The sequence below is a fragment of the Stenotrophomonas sp. 82F1 genome, assembly GCF_056861525.1.
Window position 1 is genome coordinate 61,048 of sequence record NZ_JBSPUD010000015.1, and the last position, 20,852, is coordinate 81,899.

The 20,852-nt window shown below is 65.3% G+C and carries 14 protein-coding genes; 12 read left to right on the plus strand and 2 right to left on the minus strand.

The genetic code is table 11. The features are described from left to right. Position 1 precedes the first annotated feature (1 nt). A complete protein-coding gene (recG, locus tag AC13GI_RS14695; protein WP_236512674.1) occupies positions 2–2,113 on the plus strand; it encodes an ATP-dependent DNA helicase RecG in 2,112 nt (703 codons plus the stop codon). A gap of 183 nt (positions 2,114–2,296) precedes the next feature. Here recG and AC13GI_RS14700 read toward each other — a convergent pair whose 3' ends face one another. Then, on the minus strand, positions 2,297–2,707 hold the full coding sequence (locus tag AC13GI_RS14700) for a hypothetical protein (protein WP_482996675.1): 411 nt from the start codon (positions 2,705–2,707) through the stop codon (positions 2,297–2,299). An 802-nt stretch (positions 2,708–3,509) separates the two neighbouring features. On the opposite strand from AC13GI_RS14700, the gene AC13GI_RS14705 reads away from it, so the two are divergent. The 4 genes from AC13GI_RS14705 (at position 3,510) to AC13GI_RS14720 (ending at position 7,711) form a co-directional block, all read left to right on the plus strand. Continuing rightward, positions 3,510–4,448, plus strand: coding sequence for a nucleoside hydrolase (locus tag AC13GI_RS14705; protein ID WP_099820816.1), 939 nt, complete (start codon positions 3,510–3,512; stop codon positions 4,446–4,448). Positions 4,449–4,535: 87 nt separating this feature from the next. Then, on the plus strand, positions 4,536–4,778 hold the full coding sequence (locus tag AC13GI_RS14710; RefSeq protein ID WP_010484049.1) for a type B 50S ribosomal protein L31: 243 nt from the start codon (positions 4,536–4,538) through the stop codon (positions 4,776–4,778). A 296-nt stretch (positions 4,779–5,074) separates the two neighbouring features. Further along, positions 5,075–6,352, plus strand: coding sequence for a citrate synthase (locus AC13GI_RS14715; RefSeq protein ID WP_033831906.1), 1,278 nt, complete (start codon positions 5,075–5,077; stop codon positions 6,350–6,352). Positions 6,353–6,619: 267 nt separating this feature from the next. Next, positions 6,620–7,711, plus strand: a complete 1,092-nt coding sequence (locus tag AC13GI_RS14720) for a hypothetical protein (RefSeq protein WP_482996676.1) — start codon at positions 6,620–6,622, stop codon at positions 7,709–7,711. A gap of 276 nt (positions 7,712–7,987) precedes the next feature. Here AC13GI_RS14720 and AC13GI_RS14725 read toward each other — a convergent pair whose 3' ends face one another. Beyond that, positions 7,988–8,761, minus strand: coding sequence for an AraC family transcriptional regulator (locus AC13GI_RS14725; RefSeq protein ID WP_482996677.1), 774 nt, complete (start codon positions 8,759–8,761; stop codon positions 7,988–7,990). Positions 8,762–8,854: 93 nt separating this feature from the next. On the opposite strand from AC13GI_RS14725, the gene AC13GI_RS14730 reads away from it, so the two are divergent. From AC13GI_RS14730 to AC13GI_RS14760, 7 genes are all read left to right on the plus strand, one after another. Then, positions 8,855–9,622, plus strand: coding sequence for an alpha/beta fold hydrolase (locus AC13GI_RS14730; protein ID WP_482996678.1), 768 nt, complete (start codon positions 8,855–8,857; stop codon positions 9,620–9,622). A 109-nt stretch (positions 9,623–9,731) separates the two neighbouring features. Beyond that, the gene (locus AC13GI_RS14735; protein WP_428705328.1) at positions 9,732–10,097 is read left to right on the plus strand and encodes a NirD/YgiW/YdeI family stress tolerance protein; all 366 of its coding nucleotides are present in this window, start codon (positions 9,732–9,734) and stop codon (positions 10,095–10,097) included. A 292-nt stretch (positions 10,098–10,389) separates the two neighbouring features. After that, positions 10,390–10,896, plus strand: a complete 507-nt coding sequence (locus tag AC13GI_RS14740) for a CS1 type fimbrial major subunit (RefSeq protein ID WP_482996679.1) — start codon at positions 10,390–10,392, stop codon at positions 10,894–10,896. A 51-nt stretch (positions 10,897–10,947) separates the two neighbouring features. Continuing rightward, positions 10,948–13,671, plus strand: a complete 2,724-nt coding sequence (locus tag AC13GI_RS14745; RefSeq protein WP_482996680.1) for a TcfC E-set like domain-containing protein — start codon at positions 10,948–10,950, stop codon at positions 13,669–13,671. After that, positions 13,668–14,801, plus strand: coding sequence for a CfaE/CblD family pilus tip adhesin (locus AC13GI_RS14750; protein ID WP_482996681.1), 1,134 nt, complete (start codon positions 13,668–13,670; stop codon positions 14,799–14,801). The genes AC13GI_RS14745 and AC13GI_RS14750 overlap by 4 nt, the downstream gene beginning before the upstream one ends. 17 nt (positions 14,802–14,818) lie before the next feature. Next, complete coding sequence (locus AC13GI_RS14755) at positions 14,819–15,526, plus strand: pilus assembly protein (protein ID WP_482996682.1); 708 nt, start codon at positions 14,819–14,821, stop codon at positions 15,524–15,526. Positions 15,527–15,588: 62 nt separating this feature from the next. After that, the gene (locus AC13GI_RS14760) at positions 15,589–20,847 is read left to right on the plus strand and encodes an ESPR-type extended signal peptide-containing protein (RefSeq protein WP_482996683.1); all 5,259 of its coding nucleotides are present in this window, start codon (positions 15,589–15,591) and stop codon (positions 20,845–20,847) included. Positions 20,848–20,852: the final 5 nt, after the last annotated feature.

Below are 20,852 nucleotides of genomic sequence, written 5' to 3' on the forward strand. Positions count from 1 at the left end.
CGTGGCACGCAAGGCGGCGGTCACCCCGGCACTGGCACCGTCCGGTGAAGCATCGCTTGCGATGCTCGCCGGCGTCGGTCCGGCCGTGGCCGCCAAGCTGCAGGCGCGTGGCCTGGCCACCCTGCAGGATCTGTGGCTGCACCTGCCGCTGCGCTATGAAGACCGCACCCGGCTGACCCGCATCGAAGACCTGCGCAACGGCATTCCGGCGCAGGTGGAAGTGCGGGTGGTCGCCGTCGAGCGCGGCATGCGCTACCGGCCGATGCTGAAGGTGGCGGTGGAGGACGAAGGGCAGGGCACTCTGGTGCTGCGCTTCTTCCACTTCCGCCAGCAGCAGGTCGGCCAGTTCGCGGTCGGCAACCGGCTGCGCTGCTTCGGTACGCCCAAGCCGGGGCACCTGGGGTTGGAGATCGTCCACCCCAGTTACCAGGTGCTGGGGCGCAATGACGATCCCGATCTCGGCGACCGCCTCGACCCGGTGTATCCCACCGTCGAAGGCGTCGGCCCGATGACGATGCGCAAGCTGATCGGCCAGGCACTTGATCGCCTTCCGGAAGAAAGCACGCTGGAACTGTTGCCGACAGGCTGGCTCGATGGCCTCGGCCTGCCCTCGTTGCGCAGTGCGCTGCTTACTGTTCATCAGCCGCCGCCGGATGCAGACCTGGCCGCGCTCGCTGCCGGCACCCATCCGGCGCAGCGCCGGCTGGCGATGGAAGAACTGCTGGCCCACCACCTCAGCCTGCGTCGCCAGCGCATTGCGCTGCAGGCGCATCACGCGCCGCCGCTGGCCGGTCCCGGCAAGCTGGCCAAGGCGCTGCTCAAGCAGCTGCCATTCGCACTGACCGGTGCGCAGGCGCGCGTGTTCAAGCAGATCCGCGAAGACCTCGCGCGCCCCAGCCCGATGCTGCGGCTGGTGCAGGGCGATGTCGGCTCGGGCAAGACCGTGGTGGCCGCGCTGGCGGCGATGCTGGCGGTGGAGCAGGGCAAGCAGGTCGCACTGGCTGCCCCCACCGAACTGCTGGCCGAACAACATCTCAACAACCTGCGCGGCTGGCTGGAGCCGCTGGGCGTGCGCATTGCGTGGTTGGCCGGCAAGGTCACCGGCAAGGCGCGCGCGAAGGTGATGGAACAGGTCGCCAACGGCGAAGCGCAGGTGGTGGTGGGTACCCACGCGCTGATGCAGGAAGCGGTGGTGTTCCAGGATCTGGCCCTGGCCATCGTCGATGAGCAGCACCGCTTCGGCGTGCACCAGCGGCTTGCACTGCGCGACAAGGGCAAGGGCGGCAACAACGTGCCACACCAGCTGGTGATGACCGCCACGCCGATTCCGCGCACGCTGGCGATGTCCGAGTATGCCGACTTGGATGTATCGGCCATCGACGAACTGCCGCCGGGCCGCACGCCGGTGCAGACCGTTGCACTCAACAATGATCGTCGCCCCGAGCTGATCGAGCGCATCGCCTTGGCCTGCCAGGAAGGGCGGCAGGTCTATTGGGTATGCACGCTCATCGAAGAAAGTGAAGAACTGGATGCCACGCCCGCGCAGGCCACCTACGAGTCGCTGCAGGCGCTGCTGCCCGGCGTGCGCGTGGGGCTGGTGCATGGCCGGCTGAAAGCAGCCGAGAAGCTGGCAACGATGGTCGCGTTCAAGGCCGGCGACATCGACCTGCTGGTAGCCACCACCGTGATCGAAGTTGGCGTGGACGTGCCCAACGCCTCGCTGATGGTGATCGAGAATGCCGAGCGCCTGGGCCTGGCCCAGTTGCACCAGCTGCGTGGCCGCGTCGGCCGTGGTTCGGCGGTGTCGCGCTGCGTGCTGCTGTACCAGGCACCGCTCTCGCAGATGGCGCGCGAACGCCTGCAGACCATGCGCGAGACCAACGACGGTTTCGTCATCGCCGAGAAGGATCTGGAACTGCGCGGTCCCGGCGAACTGCTGGGCACCCGGCAGACCGGCCTGGCCGGTTTCCGCATCGCCGATCTGGCGCGCGATGCGGGCCTGCTGCCGGGTGTGCATGCGCTGGCCGAACGCCTGCTGGCGCAGCAACCGGCGCTTGCAGATCGCGTGGTGCAGCGCTGGATCGGCACGGCCGTGCGGTACGCCTCGGCCTGACCGGTTGGGGGCGGATCCCCTTGCCGAGCAAAGGGCTCTGACCCCGCAAGGGCCAGGACATCCGCCGCGGACTGGTAGAGCCGAGCCCATGCTCGGCTGCTGTTCGCGCTGCGCGCGTGAGTCGAGCATGGCTCGACTCCACAACAGCCTATCCACGCATGGCGTGGATCTACTGGGCATTTGCTAGACGGCCGGCAACTGCGTACCCATGTATTCGGACAAACCACGGCAGGCCAGCAGCAGTCCTTCGCGGATGTCATCGCCTATCTGCTGCACTTCTTCGCCGTCCACGCGCACGCGCTCACTGGCGTGCAGCATCTCCAGCAGCAGGATCAACCCGGCATTGGCGCGGTCGATGCGGGCCAGCGCCGCACGTTGGCCCGGCGTATGCCAGCGGCTCGGCCACGGCTGACCATCGGCACCTTCGCCCTGGCGGATGCGCTTGAGGCAACCCAGCAGGGTGAAGCCGTCGTCCGTAGGTCCGGTCGCGGGGGCGGCGAGGGTGGTTTCCAGCGCCTGCGCCAGTTCATCGGGGATGCTGGCGGCGGCATCGCCCAGCGTGGCGAACAGGAAGGGATAGCGGGATGCGGTCATGTCGTCAGTCCTTGTGCGCAAGGCAAGAGGCCACCCACGCGAAGGCGAGGGTGGCGGACGGTGAGTGGTTCCAATACCGGTGACTACCTTGCGGACGCCGGCGGGCACGAGGCCCCCACGCACCGCCCGCCATAGAACGCACGGACGGATTGCCTGCCGGACGCCACGCAGAAACACGCGCGCAACGCCGGCAGGCAAGCGTAAACAACAAGGCAGTCAAACGGGATTGGAAGCCCGTGCCATCCGTTGTCGATGGCCTCTCATGATGTCCACGACAGCCCTCGTCGCTTCAATGAGAATCATTGGAAAAGTCGAAAACGCTGCAATTGCAGCGTGGCCCTGCGGGGCAGGCCGATTACGTCAACCTTCTTGATCCTTCCGACATCCATCCACGCATGGCGTGGATCTACTGTGTCGACCAAGGTCGACACCTACCAGAGCAGGACGCCGTTCCGACAGATCGCGCAGAACTGTCGAAGGCGGGGTGGGTCCGGTGGCGGGGGCGTGAGCGCCATGGGCCCGAGGCATGCCTCGGGCGGGTTGGGCAGGACGCCCAACCCCGGTCTTGCCGTGTGCGCAGGACGGCGCACACGAGCAAGGCGCGACCGAGCCTACATGGACGTATTCACGGCGCCCCCCGCCACCGGACCCACCCCGCCATCCCAAGGAATCCCAGCTTTTGCCGTTGCCGTTGCTCCGGCCTCTGCGGGTGCAGGGCGCCGCCCTGCCGAACCCGAACCCCCACACTTGCAACGGTCATCTTCCCGGTTCACACTTCGTTGCCGATCTGAAGACGGCAACGATGACCAAGAAGATCCCGCTGTTGATCGATACCGACCCCGGTGTCGACGACGCACTGGCCCTGCTGATGGCCTTCGCCGATGAACGGCATGACGTGGTCGCCCTGACCATCGCCGCCGGCAACGTAGGCCTGCAGTACACCGTCCGCAACGCCCTCAAGCTCTGCGACATCGTCGGCCGCGCCGACGTGCCGGTGTTTGCTGGCAGCCCCGATCCGCTGCTGCATCCGTCCGTCGATGCCGCCCACGTGCATGGCCGTGACGGCTATGGCGACGTGGACCTGCCGCCGCCGAGCCGCCAAGCCGACGCCGAGCACGCCGCGCTGGCGATCCTGCGTTTGTCGCACCAGCATGCCGGCGAACTGATGCTGGTGATGCTTGGCCCGCTGACCAACCTGGCGCTGGCCCTGAAGCTTGACCCGACGCTGCCCCAGCGCATCAAGCGCATCGTGGTGATGGGGGGCGCAGTCACCTGCCACGGCAACATCACCCCCGCTGCCGAATTCAACATCGCCTTCGATCCGGAAGCCGCGCATGTGGTGTTCACCGCGTTCCCGCACCTGCTGGTGTCGGACTGGGAAGCCACCGTTGCCCACGGCCTGCCGCTGGCCGAAGCCGAGCAGTGGCTGGGCGCCGATTCCGATCGCGCGCGCTTCTACGAGCTGATCTCGCGCAAGACCCGTGGCCTGTCCGAAGACAGCAAGGGCGGGCGCTGGTACACCGCCGATGCGCTGGCCATGGCCTGGGCGCTGAACCCGGAAGGGCAGCTGCAGGTCGAGTCGCGGCCACTGAATGTGGAGCTGAACGGTACGTTCAGCCGTGGCGCCACCATCGTCGACTGGAACCGCCAGACCGGCCAGCCGGACAACTGCGATCTGCTGATGGCCTACGACCAGGGGCGTTTCGAGGCCCTGGTACGCCAGGCCCTGGGCGCGGACTGAGATCCGCCCCGCGCACTGGTTGCCCCGGGCGGCAACCAGTGCTTATAATGCCGCTCTTGACCACCAGCCCATTTACGGTGTGAGCCCATGAAGGCCGATATCCATCCGAACTACCGCGACGTCGTCTTCCATGACGTCACCTCCGATTTCAAGATCCTGACCCGCTCGACCATGGCGACGAAGGAAACCATCAAGTGGGAAGACGGCAACGACTACCCGCTGGTGAAGGTTGAAATTTCCTCGGCTTCGCATCCGTTCTACACGGGCAAGCACAAGGTCATCGACACCTCGGGCCGTATCGACAAGTTCCAGAAGCGCTACGCGCGCTGATACGTCGTACCCGGTTCGAACCGACGGCCGCGCTCTGCGCGGCCGTTTGTTTTTGTCCGGCGCCTGCCCAACGGGCGTTTGGATGGACGGAACACTGCGTCCTTGTGACAACGCGTTTGCCGATCCCGGCCGCTCGCTGGCAGGGTGTCGGCTGCCTGTCGTCTACGACTTCTGTCTAGCGCCCGGCAAATGCTGCTGTGCGATAATGACCTGATCCCCGGCACAGGCCGAGGACGTCATTCACGTGCCTGACCAATGCGCTTGGGCAGGCGCCTTCCCATGAAGGAGCGCACACAGTGTCCGATCTTGATCAGGTCACGCTCAACGCCGGCGATAAGTCGGTCGTTCTGCCCGTCATCAAACCCACCCTCGGCAACGACTGCGTCGACATCGCGAAGCTGACCAAGGAAACGGGGTATTTCACCTACGATTCCGGTTTCACCGCGACGGCCAGCTGCAAGTCCGCCATCACCTACATCGACGGCGACAAGGGCGTGCTGCTGTATCGCGGCTACCCGATCGAGCAGCTGTCGGAGAAGTCGAGCTACGTCGAAGTGGCCTACCTGCTGATCAACGGCGAGCGCCCGAGCGCCGAGCAGCTGAAGGCCTTCACCGACGAGCTGGCGGCCGAAGCCAACGTCGATGCGTCGATCAACACCCTGATCGGCAGCTTCGCCAAGGATGCCCATCCGATGGCCATCCTGACCGCCGCCATCGCGCAGCTGTCGGGCATCTACCACGCCTCGCTGGACCTGTCCGACGCCGAACAGCGCCGCCAGGCCGCCGTGCGCCTGATCGCCAAGGTGCCGACCCTGTCGGCGCTGATCTACCGCCACGGCAAGGGCCTGCCGGCCAACAAGCCGGACACCTCGCTGGACTACGTCAGCCGCTTCCTGAAGCAGACCTTCGAGTCGGCCGATGGCAAGTACGAACTGAACCAGGACGTGGTCAAGGCGCTGGACCTGCTGTTCATCCTGCACGCCGACCACGAGCAGAACGCGTCGACCTCGACCGTGCGCCTGGTCGGTTCGACCGGTGCCAACCCGTACGCGTCGGTCGCCGCTGGCGTCACCGCGCTGTGGGGTCCGGCCCACGGCGGTGCCAACGAAGCCGTGCTGAAGATGCTGGAAGAGATCGGCAGCGCCGACAACGTCGAATCGGCCGTGCTCAAGGCCAAGGACAAGACCTCCGGCTTCCGCCTGATGGGCTTCGGCCACCGCGTGTACAAGAACTTCGATCCGCGCGCGAAGGTCATCGGTGAGATGACCGGCAAGGTGCTCAAGCAGCTGGGCGTGCAGGATCCGCTGCTGGACGTGGCCGTGAAGCTGGAACAGGCCGCGCTGCAGGACGAGTACTTCGTCGCCCGCAAGCTGTACCCGAACGTCGATTTCTACAGCGGCATCATCTACAAGGCGCTGCAGATCCCGACCGAGATGTTCACCGTCATGTTCGCCCTGGGCCGCACTTCCGGCTGGGTCTCGCATTGGCTGGAACAGCAGGTCGACCCGGAAATGAAGATCGGCCGTCCGCGCCAGGTTTACACCGGCCACGACGTGCGCGACTACCAGGGCTGATCGCTCTGCGTAGTTTGTGCTGAAGACGCCCCGCGATTGCGGGGCGTTTTTTTTTGCTTCTGGTAGATGCCAACCTTGGTTGGCAAGCTTTGGACATCTGCAGAAAACCATCCACGCGTGGCGTGGATCTACTGCGCCCCGGCTGTTGGCACGATGTCCGCCACGCCAAGAGCGCGTGATTCAAGGGTCTCATCAGCTTCACAAGCGCTCGCGCAGCCTCAGGACACCAACTGCACCCGCAGCACCTGATACGGAGCGTTCGACCCCATGAGTACCCGATTCGACCTACCCGAGCGCGATCCACTCGGTCCTGACATCGCCACCGTGGTGGCCACTCCCGTTGTGCCACCGCCAAGCGAAAGCGCGGTCTCCTGGGGCGCCATTTTCGCCGGCGCCGTTGCCGCCGCTGCACTGTCCCTCATCCTGCTCATCCTGGGTGTAGGCCTTGGCCTGTCCTCGGTATCGCCGTGGTCGTTCGAGGGCGTTTCCAAGGAAACCTTCGGCTGGACCAGCGTCGCGTGGCTCACCTTCACCGCGCTGGCCGCTTCCGGTCTGGGCGGCTATCTGGCTGGCCGCCTGCGCACCAAGTGGACGCAGATCCACGGCGATGAAACCTACTTCCGCGATACCGCGCACGGCTTTGTGTCCTGGGCCGTGGCCACGCTGCTCACTGCCGGTCTGCTGACCTCGGCCATCGGTGGCGTGCTGGGCGCCGGCGCAAAGGTGGCCGGTGCCACCGCAGGCGCCGCGGTCTCCACTGCAGGCGTTGCTGCTGCCGGTGTCGGCACGGCGGCTGCCGGCGGTCAGGAAGGCGACCTCAACTACTGGGTGGATTCGCTGTTCCGCAACGCCACCCCGCCGGGCCCGGACGCCGCCGGTGCACCTCCGCCGGCACCGGGCGCAGCACCGGGCAATGGCCCGATGGACCCTGCCGCACCGCCGCCGCCTGCCGTCGCCAGCGTTGGCTCACGCGACGCGCGCACGGCCCCGCCGCCGCCACGTCCGATGCCGGGCAATGGCCCCATGGGTGACCGCCGCGAAGTGCGTGCCGAAGTGAACCGCATCATCGTCAACAGTCTGCAGGGGGATGGCCTGGACCCGGCCGACACCCAGTACCTGTCGCAGCTGATCGCGCGCGAGACGGGCATGAGCCCGGCCGAAGCGCAGGCCCGTGTGACCGAGGTGCAGACCCGCATGCGTGCTGCGCTGGAAAAGGCCAAGACCACCGCCAAGCAGGCTGCCGATGATGCCCGCAAGGCCACAGCGTATGCCGCGTTGTGGCTGTTCATCACCCTGCTGATCGGCGCGTTCTTCGCCAGCCTCAGCGCCACCTGGGGCGGCCGTCGCCGCGACCTGTAATCCGCATCTGATGCAAGGAGACCTGCCATGAAGACGCTTCTGCTCTGGTTCCTGGGCGTACCGATTCCGCTGTTGATCCTGTACGCGATCTTCTTCTGAGAGCGTGTTGTTGAGTAAGTCCCATCAGGCCGCCGCAAGGCGGCCTGATGCCATCCGGTTGCGCATAAGCATGTGTAGCGTCGAGCCACGCTCGACCCATGCGCGAAGCGCGAACAGCAGTCGAGCATGGCTCGACTCTACAAAAGCAAATCACGGCAGCCAGACGCCGGCCCGGTGCTACGTCTCTGCGTACCGGCTCGGCGAACATCCCAGCACACGCCGGAAGGCAGCAGAAAACGCACTCGGGCTTGCATAGCCCAGGTCCAGCGCGACACGCGTCACCGCCTGGCCCTGTCCCAGCCGCTCGATGGCCACCAGCAGGCACACCTGTTGCCGCCACTCGGCAAAACCCACCCCGGTATCGGCGCGGAACAGGCGCGTGAACGAGCGCCGGCTCATGCCTGCCTCGGCGGCAACGTCATCAAGGCGGGTTGCCAGCGAGGGTGTATCGAACAGGGCACGACAGACACGTGCAAGGCGTGCATCGGCAGGTAGCGGTGCATGCAGGGAAAGGGCCGGCATCGATGCGATTTCCGCCACCAGCAACTGCATCAGTTTGCCTGCACGCCCGTCTTCGTCGTACAGCGGAGGCAGGTCCACCGCCGCCTCCAGCAGCTGCTGCAGCAGCGCAGAGACCGCGTACACCCGGCAGTGCTCCGGGAGCGCCACTGCGTCGGCCGCCTCGGCGGAGAGAAAGGCGTTGAGCATCGTTACCGGCCCCCGCATGGTCATCTCATGCGCCAGGCCTGCAGGCACCCAGCAGGCGCGCCGTGGCGGAACCAGCCAGCGCCCCTGCTGCGTGGCCACACTGATGGTGCCGCGCGCTGCAAACGCGAACTGCCCGCGCCGGTGGGCATGACGGGGAAACGTGAACTCGGCGGCGTAGTCGTTCGAGGTGACCACGACATCGCGTGGCAGGTCTTCGTAGGGGTCAAGCAGCGAGTCGCGCATGGCCCGGATTCTATAGCGATTGACCCGTCATCGACGGTGCCAGTGAGGTGCGCTGCCTAGCATCGGGGATTCCCCCAACCGCACTGGAATCCCATGGCCAATACCTTTCATCGCGTGGGGCACGGATCACACCCTGTCCTGGTCCTGCATGGCTGGTTCGGCGACGCGCATGCGTTCGAGCCGATCGAGCCCTGGCTGTCGCGCGACGACTTCAGCTACCTCTTCATGGACTGTCGTGGCTACGGCGGCATGCGCGATGCGGCCGGCGCGTACACCATCGACGAGATTGCATCCGATGCACTGGATCTGATGACTGGCCTGGGCCACGAACGCTTCAGCGTGGCAGGTCATTCGATGGGCGGCATGGCCATTGAACGCATGGCGGTGCTTGCGCCGGAACGGGTGCGCGGCATGGTGGCCATTGCGCCGGTGCCCTGCGGCGGCATTGCCTACGACGCCGCGACGCGAGGCCTGCTTGAAGCCGCAGCCGGAGACGTAAGCATCCGTCGGGCCATCATCGATCGCAGTACCGGCGGACGGCTGCCGGCGCAATGGCTCGACTGGAAGGCTGCGTACTCGGCGGCACATGCTTCACCTGCGGCATTTGCCGCCTATCTTCCAGCGTGGGCGGATACCGATTTCAGCAATGAGATCGTCGGCACTCATCGGTTGAGGGTGCTGGTAGGTGGCCACGATCCCACCTTCAACCGTGCACTGATGGAGCGCACCTGCCTGCGCCGTTACCGGCAGGCCACGATAGAGGTTCTGGAGGAGGCCGGGCATTACCCGATGAACGAGACGCCGCTGGCCCTGGTGGCGGCCATGGAATCGTTCCTGAAAGACGCGTCGGGTCCGGAATGAATGGTTTCTGACATGGGATGTCGTTTTCACATCTTTTCGGATCTATTGCATGGGCATCACATTCGAGGCGATAGAACCTGAGGGTACTTATCCCTGCATGGAGAACACCATGAACCGACGACTCACCCTCGCGCTCTTTGCTACCTCCTTGAGCCTGCTCAGCGCTGGCGCCTATGCCCAGTACACCGGCCCGGGCGCCACCAGTGCCGTCACCACGGTGGCCGAGGCGCGCGACCAGCGTGACGACCAGCCGGTGGTGCTGCAGGGCACCCTGGTGGCCAAGATCGGACACGAGCGCTACCGCTTCAAGGACGCCACCGGCGAAATCGATGTGGAAATCGACGACAAGGATCTGCCCAGCCATCAGGCCGTCAGCGCGACCACCGTGGTGGAGCTGCACGGTGAAGTGGACACGCACCGCTTCAAGCCCACCGACATCGACGTGGATCATGTGCGGATCGTCAGCACGCGTTGAGGCGACGGCGCGGCACACAGGCGACGAGCATGGTTCGACTCGGCACAGTGCATGCCGCGCAATGAGGGTTGTTGCAAAGACCGGATGAGGAAATTTGCATAACCCTCAAACATTGAACTCCTTCAAGGAATCTTCTTAACGTTCAGTTATTTAGGAAAGCTTGAATGGCCGGTGCGGGGTAGGCATACCTACCATTCTCTCGTCGGCCGCACCCACCTCTGCGGACGGCGCTTCCCTCCCTTTCTCCTTGGGGAGGGGAGCTTTCATATCCCCCTGTCCGAGAGAGACACACATGCACGCCATTCTGAAGAAGGCCACGCTCGCTGCAGCGTTGGCTACCGTTTCGCTGTCCGCCCATGCCTTCGACGCCGACATCAAGGTCTGGGCCAGCGTCGACCCGACCCTGGCCATGCTGAAGGCCGACGGCACCGCGCTGGATTCGGTGGTGAACCTGGTCCACAACCCGGTCAACGGCCTGGTGCCGTGGTCGCAGCAGGTGCGTATCTACTCCAACGATATCGACCAGGACATCGAAGTGCGCGTCGGCAGCGCGCCGCAGTTGCTGCACACCTCGGGCGCTGGCACCCCGGTGCCGCTGACCGTCAGTCTCAACGGCAAGGCATTGACCGTGGCCGCGCAGGACTTCCTTGCCTCCGACCTGTTCGATGGCGCGCTGCCGGGCGCATCGATTCCGATGCCGCTGCGTATCGCGCAGACCAACCAGGCGCCGATCACTGCCGGTGGCCAGTACGAAGGCATCGTCACCATCGCCATGCAGCAGAAGACCACCAGCCCGTAAGGCGCCCGCGCCGGCCCGCATGCCGGGCCGGCCGCTTCCGGTAACACCCCCATGAAATCTCCCGCACCCGCCGTCACCCGGCTGGCGGTCGCGCTCGCCCTGTCGTTGGCCACGCCCCTGGTCGCGGCGCGCGGCGTTCCCGCCGGTTTCGAGGATCTGGTCGAAGGCCAGACCGAACAACTCGAGGTACGCCTGTTCGGTCGTTCGACCGGGCTGGTGCCGGTACGCGTGACCCTGGAGCACGTGCAGCTGGAAGCCCCGGCCGAGGCGCTGCAGGCATTGCAGTTGCCCGCCGAGGCACAGGCGGCGTTGTTGCCAGCGCTGTCGCAACCACTGCCGCGCAACAGTCACCTGGCCTGCCGTTACGGCGGCGCCAGTGCCGGTTGCGGGTACATCGATCCCCCCGAGGAGCCCACCGCCGTGCGCGCGCTGTATGACGAAGGCGAGGGCGCCGTGCGCCTGTTCGTCGCCCGCCAATGGATTCCCGGCGAACCGGCCGCCGAGCGTTACCACCAGGTCAGCGCCAATGCCGAAAACGCCTTTCTGCACCAGCACACGTTCAATGTCAGTGGCGGCCGTGGCTACCAGTCGCTGGCCGCACAGGGCATGGGCGCGCTGGGCGTGTTCCAGCGCGGGCACCTGTCCGCCGACTGGACCTTCAGCCAGCAGCACTACCGCGGTGGCCGTGCCCGCCGTGATTTCCAGCTGGACAACACCTACTACCGTCATGACCTGGGGCAGCAGCACTACCTGCAGGCCGGGCGCATGGACCGCCGCAACCTGAGCAGTCCGCAGGGCGGCACCTTCAGCTTCAGCATGCTGCCGATGGACCGCTTCCAGGGCCTGCGCCTGGGTACCACGCAGGCCTACGTGGATTCCGCCGCCGCCGTGCAGGCCACGCCGCTCACCGTGCTGCTGGCACGCGATGCACGCGTGGATGCCTTCGACGGCGAGCGCCTGCTGCAGACCTTCTACCTGCAGGCGGGCATCAACCAGCTCGACACGCGCCGGTTCCCGCTGGGCAACTACACCATCACCCTGCGCATCTACGAAGACGGCGTGCTGGTGCGCAGCGAGGACGCGCCGTTCGACAAGGGCGGCGACTGGACCGACAGCAGCGTGCAGTGGTTCCTGCAGGGCGGCCGCCGCAACGAGCGCCGCAGCGACCGCTTCGACGGCGAGCTGGCGGCGATGGGCGGCGTGCGCGTGCCGATGTCGCGCAACGTGGCGGTGACGGCCGGCCTCGCCGACCTGGGCGGTTTCAGCTATGGCGAACTGCGGCTGGACCTGCGCCATGTGTTCGCCACCCAGGAGATCCGCGGCACGTTCAGCGGCATGCATGGCAGTGATGGCAGCCGTGGCCAGCAGCATCAACTGTCCTACCGCCGCCGTGCCTCGTGGAATGTGTACCACCAGCGCATGCGTGGTCGCGCCTGCCAGTTCGAGGACGACGCGCGCGACCGGCTGGGCTGTGCCGACTCGCTCAGTGCCTCGATGGCGCTGCCGGTGGCTGGCGGCAATGCCTACGTGGCCTATACCCGCCGCCAGACCTGGCGCGCAGGCACCGTGCAAACGGGGCTGGGGGATGATCCGCTGGCCGGGCTCGACCCGCTGTTGCCGCCGTGGATTCCACAACCCACACGCGTGCCGCAGCTCAGCCGCACCTGGCAGGCCAGCCACAGCCGCAGCCAGCGCTGGGGCGAGTTCAGTGTCTCCAGCCGCATCGGCGTGTGGCAGCAGACCAGTGGTGGCGGCCTGCGCGATGGCCGTGACCGCGGCATCTATTTCAACTTCAGCCTCAACCGCCTGCAGCGCGGCGACCGCGGCAGCTCGCAGCGGCGCTACGGTGTGGACGTGCGCCAGCCGCAGCACGCGCGGCCCGACGTCAATTACAGCGCCGGCCAGACCCTGCGCCAGGACTACGAAGACCAGTACCGCGAAGTGTCTGGCGAACTACGCGGCAACAACAACGAACGCTACAGCGCCACGCTGAGCGGGCAGCTGCAGAACCGCATCGGCCAGACCGGCGCTACGGTATCGCGCTATCAGCACCAGGGTGGCAACGAGGTGGCGTACAGCGCCACGCACAGTTCCGGCCTGGCCATCGGCTCGCGCGGGCTGTACTGGGGCGCAGGCGTGGGCGCCGATGCCGGGCTGGCGGTGCAGGTGGATGGCACCGACGACCTGGATCTGACCGGCGTGGCCGCCGAACTGCAGGTAGGCGGGCTGCGCCGACAGCGCCTGAAGCTGGGCGAACGTCGCCTGCTGCCGATTTCCGCCTACCAATCGCACCGCGCCGAGGTGCAGGACGCCAGCGCCCTGGACAGCATCGCCGCCGTGCGCGTGAGCGGTGTGGGCGGGGCGCGCCCGCTGTTCCTCTCGCCTGGGCGGCTGGTGCGCATGCCGGTGCCGATTGAAGTGACCTACACCTTCATCGGCAACGCCCACGACATCGCCGGTGCACCGTTGCGCGGCGCCCGCATTCTCAACGCGCCGGTGCCCGGCACCGGCAGCAATGGAGGCTTCGTGGCCGACTTCCCACGACGCGAGAAGACCCTGTACCTGCTGCAGGAAGACCGGCTGCTGCACTGCCCGCTGCAGGTACGTGAGCGCCGCAGCGTGGTGATGCTGGTGGGCACCGTGCAGTGCGAGCCATTGGCTGTGGCGCAGCTGCCGGCCGACATCCGCCATCAGGCACGCGTGACGCGACTGCTGCAGGAGCAGGCATTGATTGCCGCCACGCCGCAGACCGCGGCCGCGGGAGGTGCGCAGTGAACCGGCGGGTGTGGTGGGTGATGGCGGTGCTGTGTGCGCTGGTGGTGTTGGCGCCGCGGGCGATGGCGCAGCAGCCGCCGGAGACCGACCCCAGTCCAATAGTCCAGCAGGTGACGCTTGGTTGGGATCGATCCTCCATGCCTGGTGATCTGGAGATTTGGCCAGACAGGACGGTTCTGGGCTTCAGTCATGACGTGTCGCGCAAGCTTGGCCAGATACATCTGACCTGCCGATCCAGTGTGGATCCTTCGCAAGGCAGCTGCAGAACCTCTGGCGATGAGGATGTGCTGTTCGGATCGTCGGAAATCGTACTCAGGATGGTCGAACAACGATCCGGTCTACCAACAGAAGTGAGATTGAACGGTTGGTTGCGACGGATCGTGTCGGGTCGTGCATGCGCTGGCGATTTTTGGACCCAGCACGTATATCCGCTGTACTCGGCAGCTTGGGACCAATGCAACGTTGATGATCCGCTAGGTACCGGAGTAAGGCTTGTACTTCCGCAAGAAGAACTCAGGAGGCTCGTTGCGGGTAAGTGGCACGGTGAGCTCCAGCTCGATCTCAAAGTGGATCCGGCGCAAGGGACGGTGCTGACCAATGTCATCACCTTCGACTTCACCATCACCGACTACAACGCGGTCTCCATCTACTTCCCGCTCTTCGACCAGGTCACGCCACACGTCGGCCTGAACCTGCAGTATGACCCGCTTGCACAGACCGTCGGCGGCCGAACCCAACTCGACATGTGCCTTTACGACGGACTGGGCTCGCAGAGCCAGTACCTGGGCGTCACCGTGCGCGACGGTGGACCACGCCCTCCGGGGCCCTCCGGCTACTCGGTCTGGCACTCCGACGGTGGCAGCGATGCCACGCAGCGCGTGGACTACACCGTCACCCTCGATCACAACGGCAGCGCTCTGCCCATGCGCAACGGCGTGGAGCAGCTGCTGCACGGCATCGACACCGCAAAGCTGCGCCTGGTGCTGCTGCCCGGCATGACCCAGCCGGTGTTCTGCGTGCCCACGCCACTGGTGCTGGAAACCCCTCGCGTGCCGGTCAGCAGCAAACGCCCCGGCTACTACGACGGCGATCTCAAGGTGGAACTGCGCGTTCCCACTGTCACGCCCTGATTCCCATGGAGCCCCCGATGAAGCCTCTCATTCGCTGCCTGCTTCCCTTGTCGCTGCTGATGGCGGTGCCTGCCCACGCCAACCTCACGGTGCATCCCATGCGCACGTCGGTGGACGTGAAGAAGGGCGCACAGATCCGCATCTATTCGCAGTCCACCCAGCCGCAGTACGTGCAGGCCTCGATCAAGCGCATCGTCGACCCGGCCGGTGCAGAAGAACACGAGGTTGAGGTCGAGCCTGGCGAAGCAGCCATCGCCATCACGCCCGGCAAGTTCGCGCTGGCTGGTGGTGGCAATCGCCTGATCCGGGTGATTCCGCTGCAGCCGGTCGAAAAGGAAACCGCCTACCGCGTGTACTTCGAAGGCGTGCGTGGCCCTGAAGGCGTTGAGCACGCAGGCGAGGGCGAGCGCGCACAGGCCAATGTCGGCGTCAGCCTGGTCTGGGGCGCGCTGGTCAATGTGCTGCCCGCGCAGCCGGCCATGGCGATGAAGGTGGAAGGAAACCGCCTGCGCAACACCGGCACGGTGCGTGTCGGCATCACCAGCATTGCTGACTGCGATGGCGCGCGCTGCACCGCGCACGACGTGTCGCAAAGCCTGTATCCCGGCAGTGCATTGGAACTGCCTTTCCCCGTGCAGCCCGGGCACACGCTGCAACTGCGTTACCGCCTCACCCGCGATGGTCATCGCGAACACGTACAGACGCTGGCGCCCAGCGCCGGTTGATCACCAGCCCCGCCGGGTTCTCTGGTGGGGCATCTCTTCGCACCCTCAGTTAAGGAGATTCAATGAATCGCATATATCGTCGTCTGTGGAATCGAGCCCGGCAGTGCTGGGTAGTGGCCAGCGAATTTACGCCATCGCGCGGCAAGGCATCTGTCTCTCTTCGTGCTGGTGGTCTCCTGCTTCTTTCGTTGCTGGTAGTGCCGGCTGCTGGAGCGAGCGAGGACGAGGAAGATGACGCGGCCTGGTGGGCACGGCAGACACTGAGTGCCTTCGCTGCAACGACCGGCGACAACGGGCGTGCGTTCGAGATCCGGGCAGTCAATCGTGGCGACGTGTACAGCAACACGTCGCGCTCCAACTGGAGTGTCATCGACGGCAAGGAGTCCATGGCACTGGGGTCGGAAGCACGTGCCAGCGGTGAACATAGTCTTGCGGCAGGCATCAGCAGCCGCGCCGCAGGTGCGCGAAGCGTGACGCTGGGAAGCCTCTCGGAGGCGTGGGGAGACAACAGTATTGCGCTCGGCCACTATGCCATCACCAAGAATGGCGGGTATGGCACTGCTGTAGGCACCTACAGTGAGGCCAATGGCACTGGAGCAACCGCGCTTGGGCAGAATGCCAAGGCTCGCACCGAGAACTCCATAGCCGTGGGAAGTGGGTCCATGACGGATGCCGGGGCAGGCATCTCAAAGATTGCTATCGGCGGCAATGCGTACGCAGGAACCGGCGGATTCACCGGCGCGATCGCAATCGGTGGTGAATCCAACTCCGGCTACGACGGGGTGGCGCTCGGCTACGGTGCGAAGGCCGAGAAATCCGGCAGCCTTGCATTGGGATCCCATTCGTTGGCCAATGAATCCAATACCGTCTCGGTGGGCAATGGCAGCACCAAGCGGCGTATCGTGAATGTGGCCGATGCACGCCTGTCGACAACCAGTACTGACGCGGTGACAGGCAAGCAGTTGAATGCCACGAACACGAATGTAGCCAGCGCGCAGACCGCCGCCGCCGCGGCGAAGACCGCCGCCACCGCCGCCCAATCCACGGCCAATACGGCAAACACCAACGCCAACACAGCACTGAACAAGGCCAACGCAGTCATCGGCCTGGTCAGCCAGGTATCGGCGAGCGGCAATGTACGCCTGGGCGGTGAGAACACCGGCACCGTGCTGGACGTGCGCAACAAGTCCAATGCCAACCGCCGGCTCACCGGGCTGGCTGATGCCGCGCTGACCACCTCCAGTACCGAGGCGGTCACGGGCAAGCAGCTCACTGCAACCAACGCCAATGTCAGCAAGGCGCAGGTAGCGGCTGATGCAGTGACTGCGCGGCTGAATGCCAGTGCCGTGGCACTGGGCGCGGGCGCTGTGGCAGAGCAGGTGAGCTATGGCATCAGCACGGCACTGGGCAACAACGCCAAGGCCTACAACGGCAAGAGTGTCGCCATGGGCGCGGACGCTCGCGCGACGGTGGATGACGCGGGCAACAAGATCAGTGGCAACGCGGGTGTGTCCATCGGTGCTGGTACCCGCAGCGGCAACGGTGCGGTGGCACTCGGACTGGACGCTGTTGCAACCGGTGATCGAGGCATTGCCGTCGGTCACGAGGCGTCCGGCAAAGGCACCTATGCCACGGCGCTCGGCTTCCAGAGCAATGCGTCGGCCAATCAAGCGACGGCAGTGGGGCGCGGCGCTGTCGCCAGCAGCCTGTATGCCTCTGCAGTGGGAAATCAGGCGAACGCCACGGCACAGAGCGCGCTTGCACTCGGCGACCGCTCAAGTGCGACGCACGCGGGCTCTGTGGCGCTAGGTAATGGCTCAACAACCACTGCCACCAATCAGGTCTCGGTGGGCAATGGCTCGTTGAAGCGCAAAGTGGTCAACGTGGCGGATGGCGCCTTGAATACCTCGAGTAGTGACGCGGTGACCGGCAAACAGTTGCACGCCACCAATACCAGCATGGCGGCGGTGAAGGTGACTGCAGACGGCGCGCAGGCGCGGGTGGCGGTACTGGATGGCCTGGTGGGGCAGGTGTCGGCGAGCGGGAGCGTGCGGGTAGGTGCGGAAAATACAGGCACGATCATCGACGTTGCCAACAAGGCGGGTACCAGGCGCAAGCTGCAGAACCTGGCCAACGGCGTGCTGAGCACGTCCAGCACTGATGCGGTGACCGGGCAGCAGCTCAATGCCACCAACAGCGAAGTGACCAGCGTGCGCACTGCGGCAACCACAGCGAAGACGGCGGCCGATGCTGCCCGTGGCGTGGCCGATGGCGCTGTACAGAAAGCCGATGCTTTGGCTGGTCTGGTGGGGCAGGTGTCTGCCAGTGGCAATGTCCGGCTGGGTGGTGAGAACACAGGTACCGTGCTGGATGTCCGCAACAAGTCCAATGCCGTTCGCAGCATCTCTGGGGTAAAGGATGGGGCGCTGGGCACTTCAAGTACCGAGGCGGTGACCGGCAAGCAGCTGCATGCCACCAACAGTAGCGTCGCCGCAGTGAAGACGACCGCAGACGGTGCGCAAGCGCGTGTGGCAGTTCTGGATGGCTTGGTGGGGCAGGTTTCCGCAAGTGGAAACCTGCGTCTGGGCGCGGACAACACCGGCACCGTGATTGACGTTGCCAACAAGACCGGCGCCAAGCGCAAGCTGCAGAACCTGGCCAATGGCGTGCTCAGTACCTCCAGTACCGATGCGGTGACCGGACAGCAGCTGTTTGCAACCAATAGCTTGGTGGAGACGCAGCGACAAGCGCTGGCCGGGCATACACAGCAACTGGCGGATCAAGACGGACGTATCGCCGACAACCGGATCGAGCTGGATGCGCTGCGTACGGATTTCGACAACTTCGATCCGGATCTGGATGGTGTGGTGAAGTTCAGTACTGACCGCCGCCTGGTGGATATGGAGGGCGCGCGCGTTTCGGGTGTGGCGGCCGGGGATATCAGTTCTGCGGCCAGCACGGATGCTGTGAACGGTGGGCAGTTGTTTGTGACCAATGAGCGCGTCAATGCAATCGAGAGCGCTGGAATGTTCCTCAGTATTGGAAGCGACAGCCTCAGCGAAGCCGCTAGGTCGGGCGCCTTTGGCGTGGCCATCGGTGATTCGGCGCAGGCAAGCGTTGAACATGAGGGAGGAACCGCGGTAGGGGCATATGCCAACGCGAGTGGCAAGAACTCTGTAGCCCTCGGCAGAGGGGCCCTTGTGGAGAAGGGGGCGGAGAGTTCTTTCGCGCTCGGTGCTGGTTCACGCGCAGCGGCAGTCGAAACAACGGCGGTTGGCGCGAATAGTAGGGTTGATGCCACTGCGGCCAGATCCGTCGCCGTGGGGGCCGGATCAGTTGCAAGGGAATCTGACACCGTCTCCTTTGGAACGAGTCTGTACCAACGCCGATTGGTGAATGTAAGTCGGGGTATCGCAGAGGGTGACGTCTCCACAATCGCGCAGCTGAACGAAGCTCTTGCTGGACTCGGTGGCGGTGCAGGCTTGGATGCTTTGGGGAACGTTGTTGGGCCAGCTTATAACGTGCAAGGTGGCAGGCAGAACAATGTCGGAGACGCCTTGATTGCACTCGATGGGGCGGTGGTCAGGTCAGACAGTCGCGTAGATGACCTCGAAGGTCAGCTGCGTGCGACGTTCCAACAGTCGCCCTCAACCCGGGCGGATGAAGTGGGCCAACTGAATCTGGCAGGCGCGCAAGGCATGGTTCTGTCGAATCTGGCCGATGGCCGAATTGGAGAGGGTAGTCGTGATGCGGTGACTGGCAATCAGCTGTATGCCACAGAGCAGAAGATCGAACGTAATCGACGCGACCTTGATGCGATGCAGCGCGATTGGAGTTTGGATCAGAGGAATCTGCTGACCGAGACCAGCGATGGGAACCCCATTGATTTCGGTGGCGCACGCCTGACCGGTGTCGCCGATGCGCGCCTCGCCGCTGATAGTTCGGATGTGGTGCGTGGGAGCCAGCTGTACAGCACGAACCTGAGACTGCACTCCATCGAAGAAAAGGGCAGCAATCTCGCATTTGGCTGGATGCCTGAGGACTGGCAGTATCCAGCTGAAGCAGGCCCAGCTGGGGTAGCTATTGGCAAGAACGCAAAGGCGTCGTTGCGCTCAGAAGGCGGCGTCGCTGTGGGTGCATGGGCAACGGCCCAAGGAAAGAATTCGGTGGCATTGGGGCGCGCTTCCTACGTCCATGAGCAAGCGGAAGACGGCTTCGCCGTGGGTGGCAGGACCCAAGTGGCTGCTAGAGGGGGCATCGCTCTCGGTGCAGGGAGTGAGGTCCGTTCTAATGCCAGCAATTCGGTTGCCATCGGCTATCAATCTATTGCCGATGATGCAGACACTGTGTCTTTCGGCAATGACTGGCTGAAGCGCCGCCTCACGGGTGTAGCCAACGGCCGCAACACCAACGACGCAGCCACCATCGGCCAGCTCCGCGGCGCCCTGTCCGCCCTCGGCGGCAACATCGACGCCAACGGCAACGTCACCACCCCCGGATTCAACATCCAGGGTCAGCACCAAAGCACCGTCAACGACGCACTCACTACCCTCGACTCCGCCGTAGTCACCACCGGTTCCCGTGTAGACCGCGTCGAAACCCAGCTCCGCTCGGTCTTCCAGGAAGCTCCCTCCACCCGCAGCGACGGCACCGCCCAGCTCACGCTGGCCGGCGCCAACGGCATGGTCATCTCCAACGTGGCCAACGGCCTGATTGCCGCCGGCAGCCGCGAGGCGGTCAACGGTGGCCAGCTGCACGCCGTGCAGCAGCAGCTCAATGGCCGCATGGATGGTCTGGAGCAGCGTGTGGATGGCCAGCCGCAGTCGCGTGCGGTGGCTACCGCTTCCGCTGCGCCGACCGAACAGGTCACGCCGACGCCGGATGCCAGCGATTCGCCGCAGGTGGCCTCGGCAGGCGAGGCCACGTCGCTTACGCCGCAGCCGAAGTCGAAGCAGGACGACACGCCGTCGCCCGCGCCGCAGGTCGATACCGCCGAACTGGAGAAGATGCTGGCCCGCGCCAACGAGTACACCGATGGCGCCATCAGCAACTTCGAGCGTCGCTTGGACAAGATGGACAAGCGCTTCAACCGCATGGCGGCGATGAGCAGTGCGCAGACGGCCATGGCCATGAACACCGCTGGCCTGGCCACCTACAACCGCCTCGGCGCGGGCGTGGGCTACGCCGAGGGCGAGTCGGCCATGGCGGTGGGCTACCAGCGCGTACTCAACGACAAGGGCTCAGCCACCTTCAGCCTCAATGGTGCGTTCACCAACAGTGGTGAACGCAGCATGGGCGTGGGTGTGGGCATCGGCTGGTAAGCCAT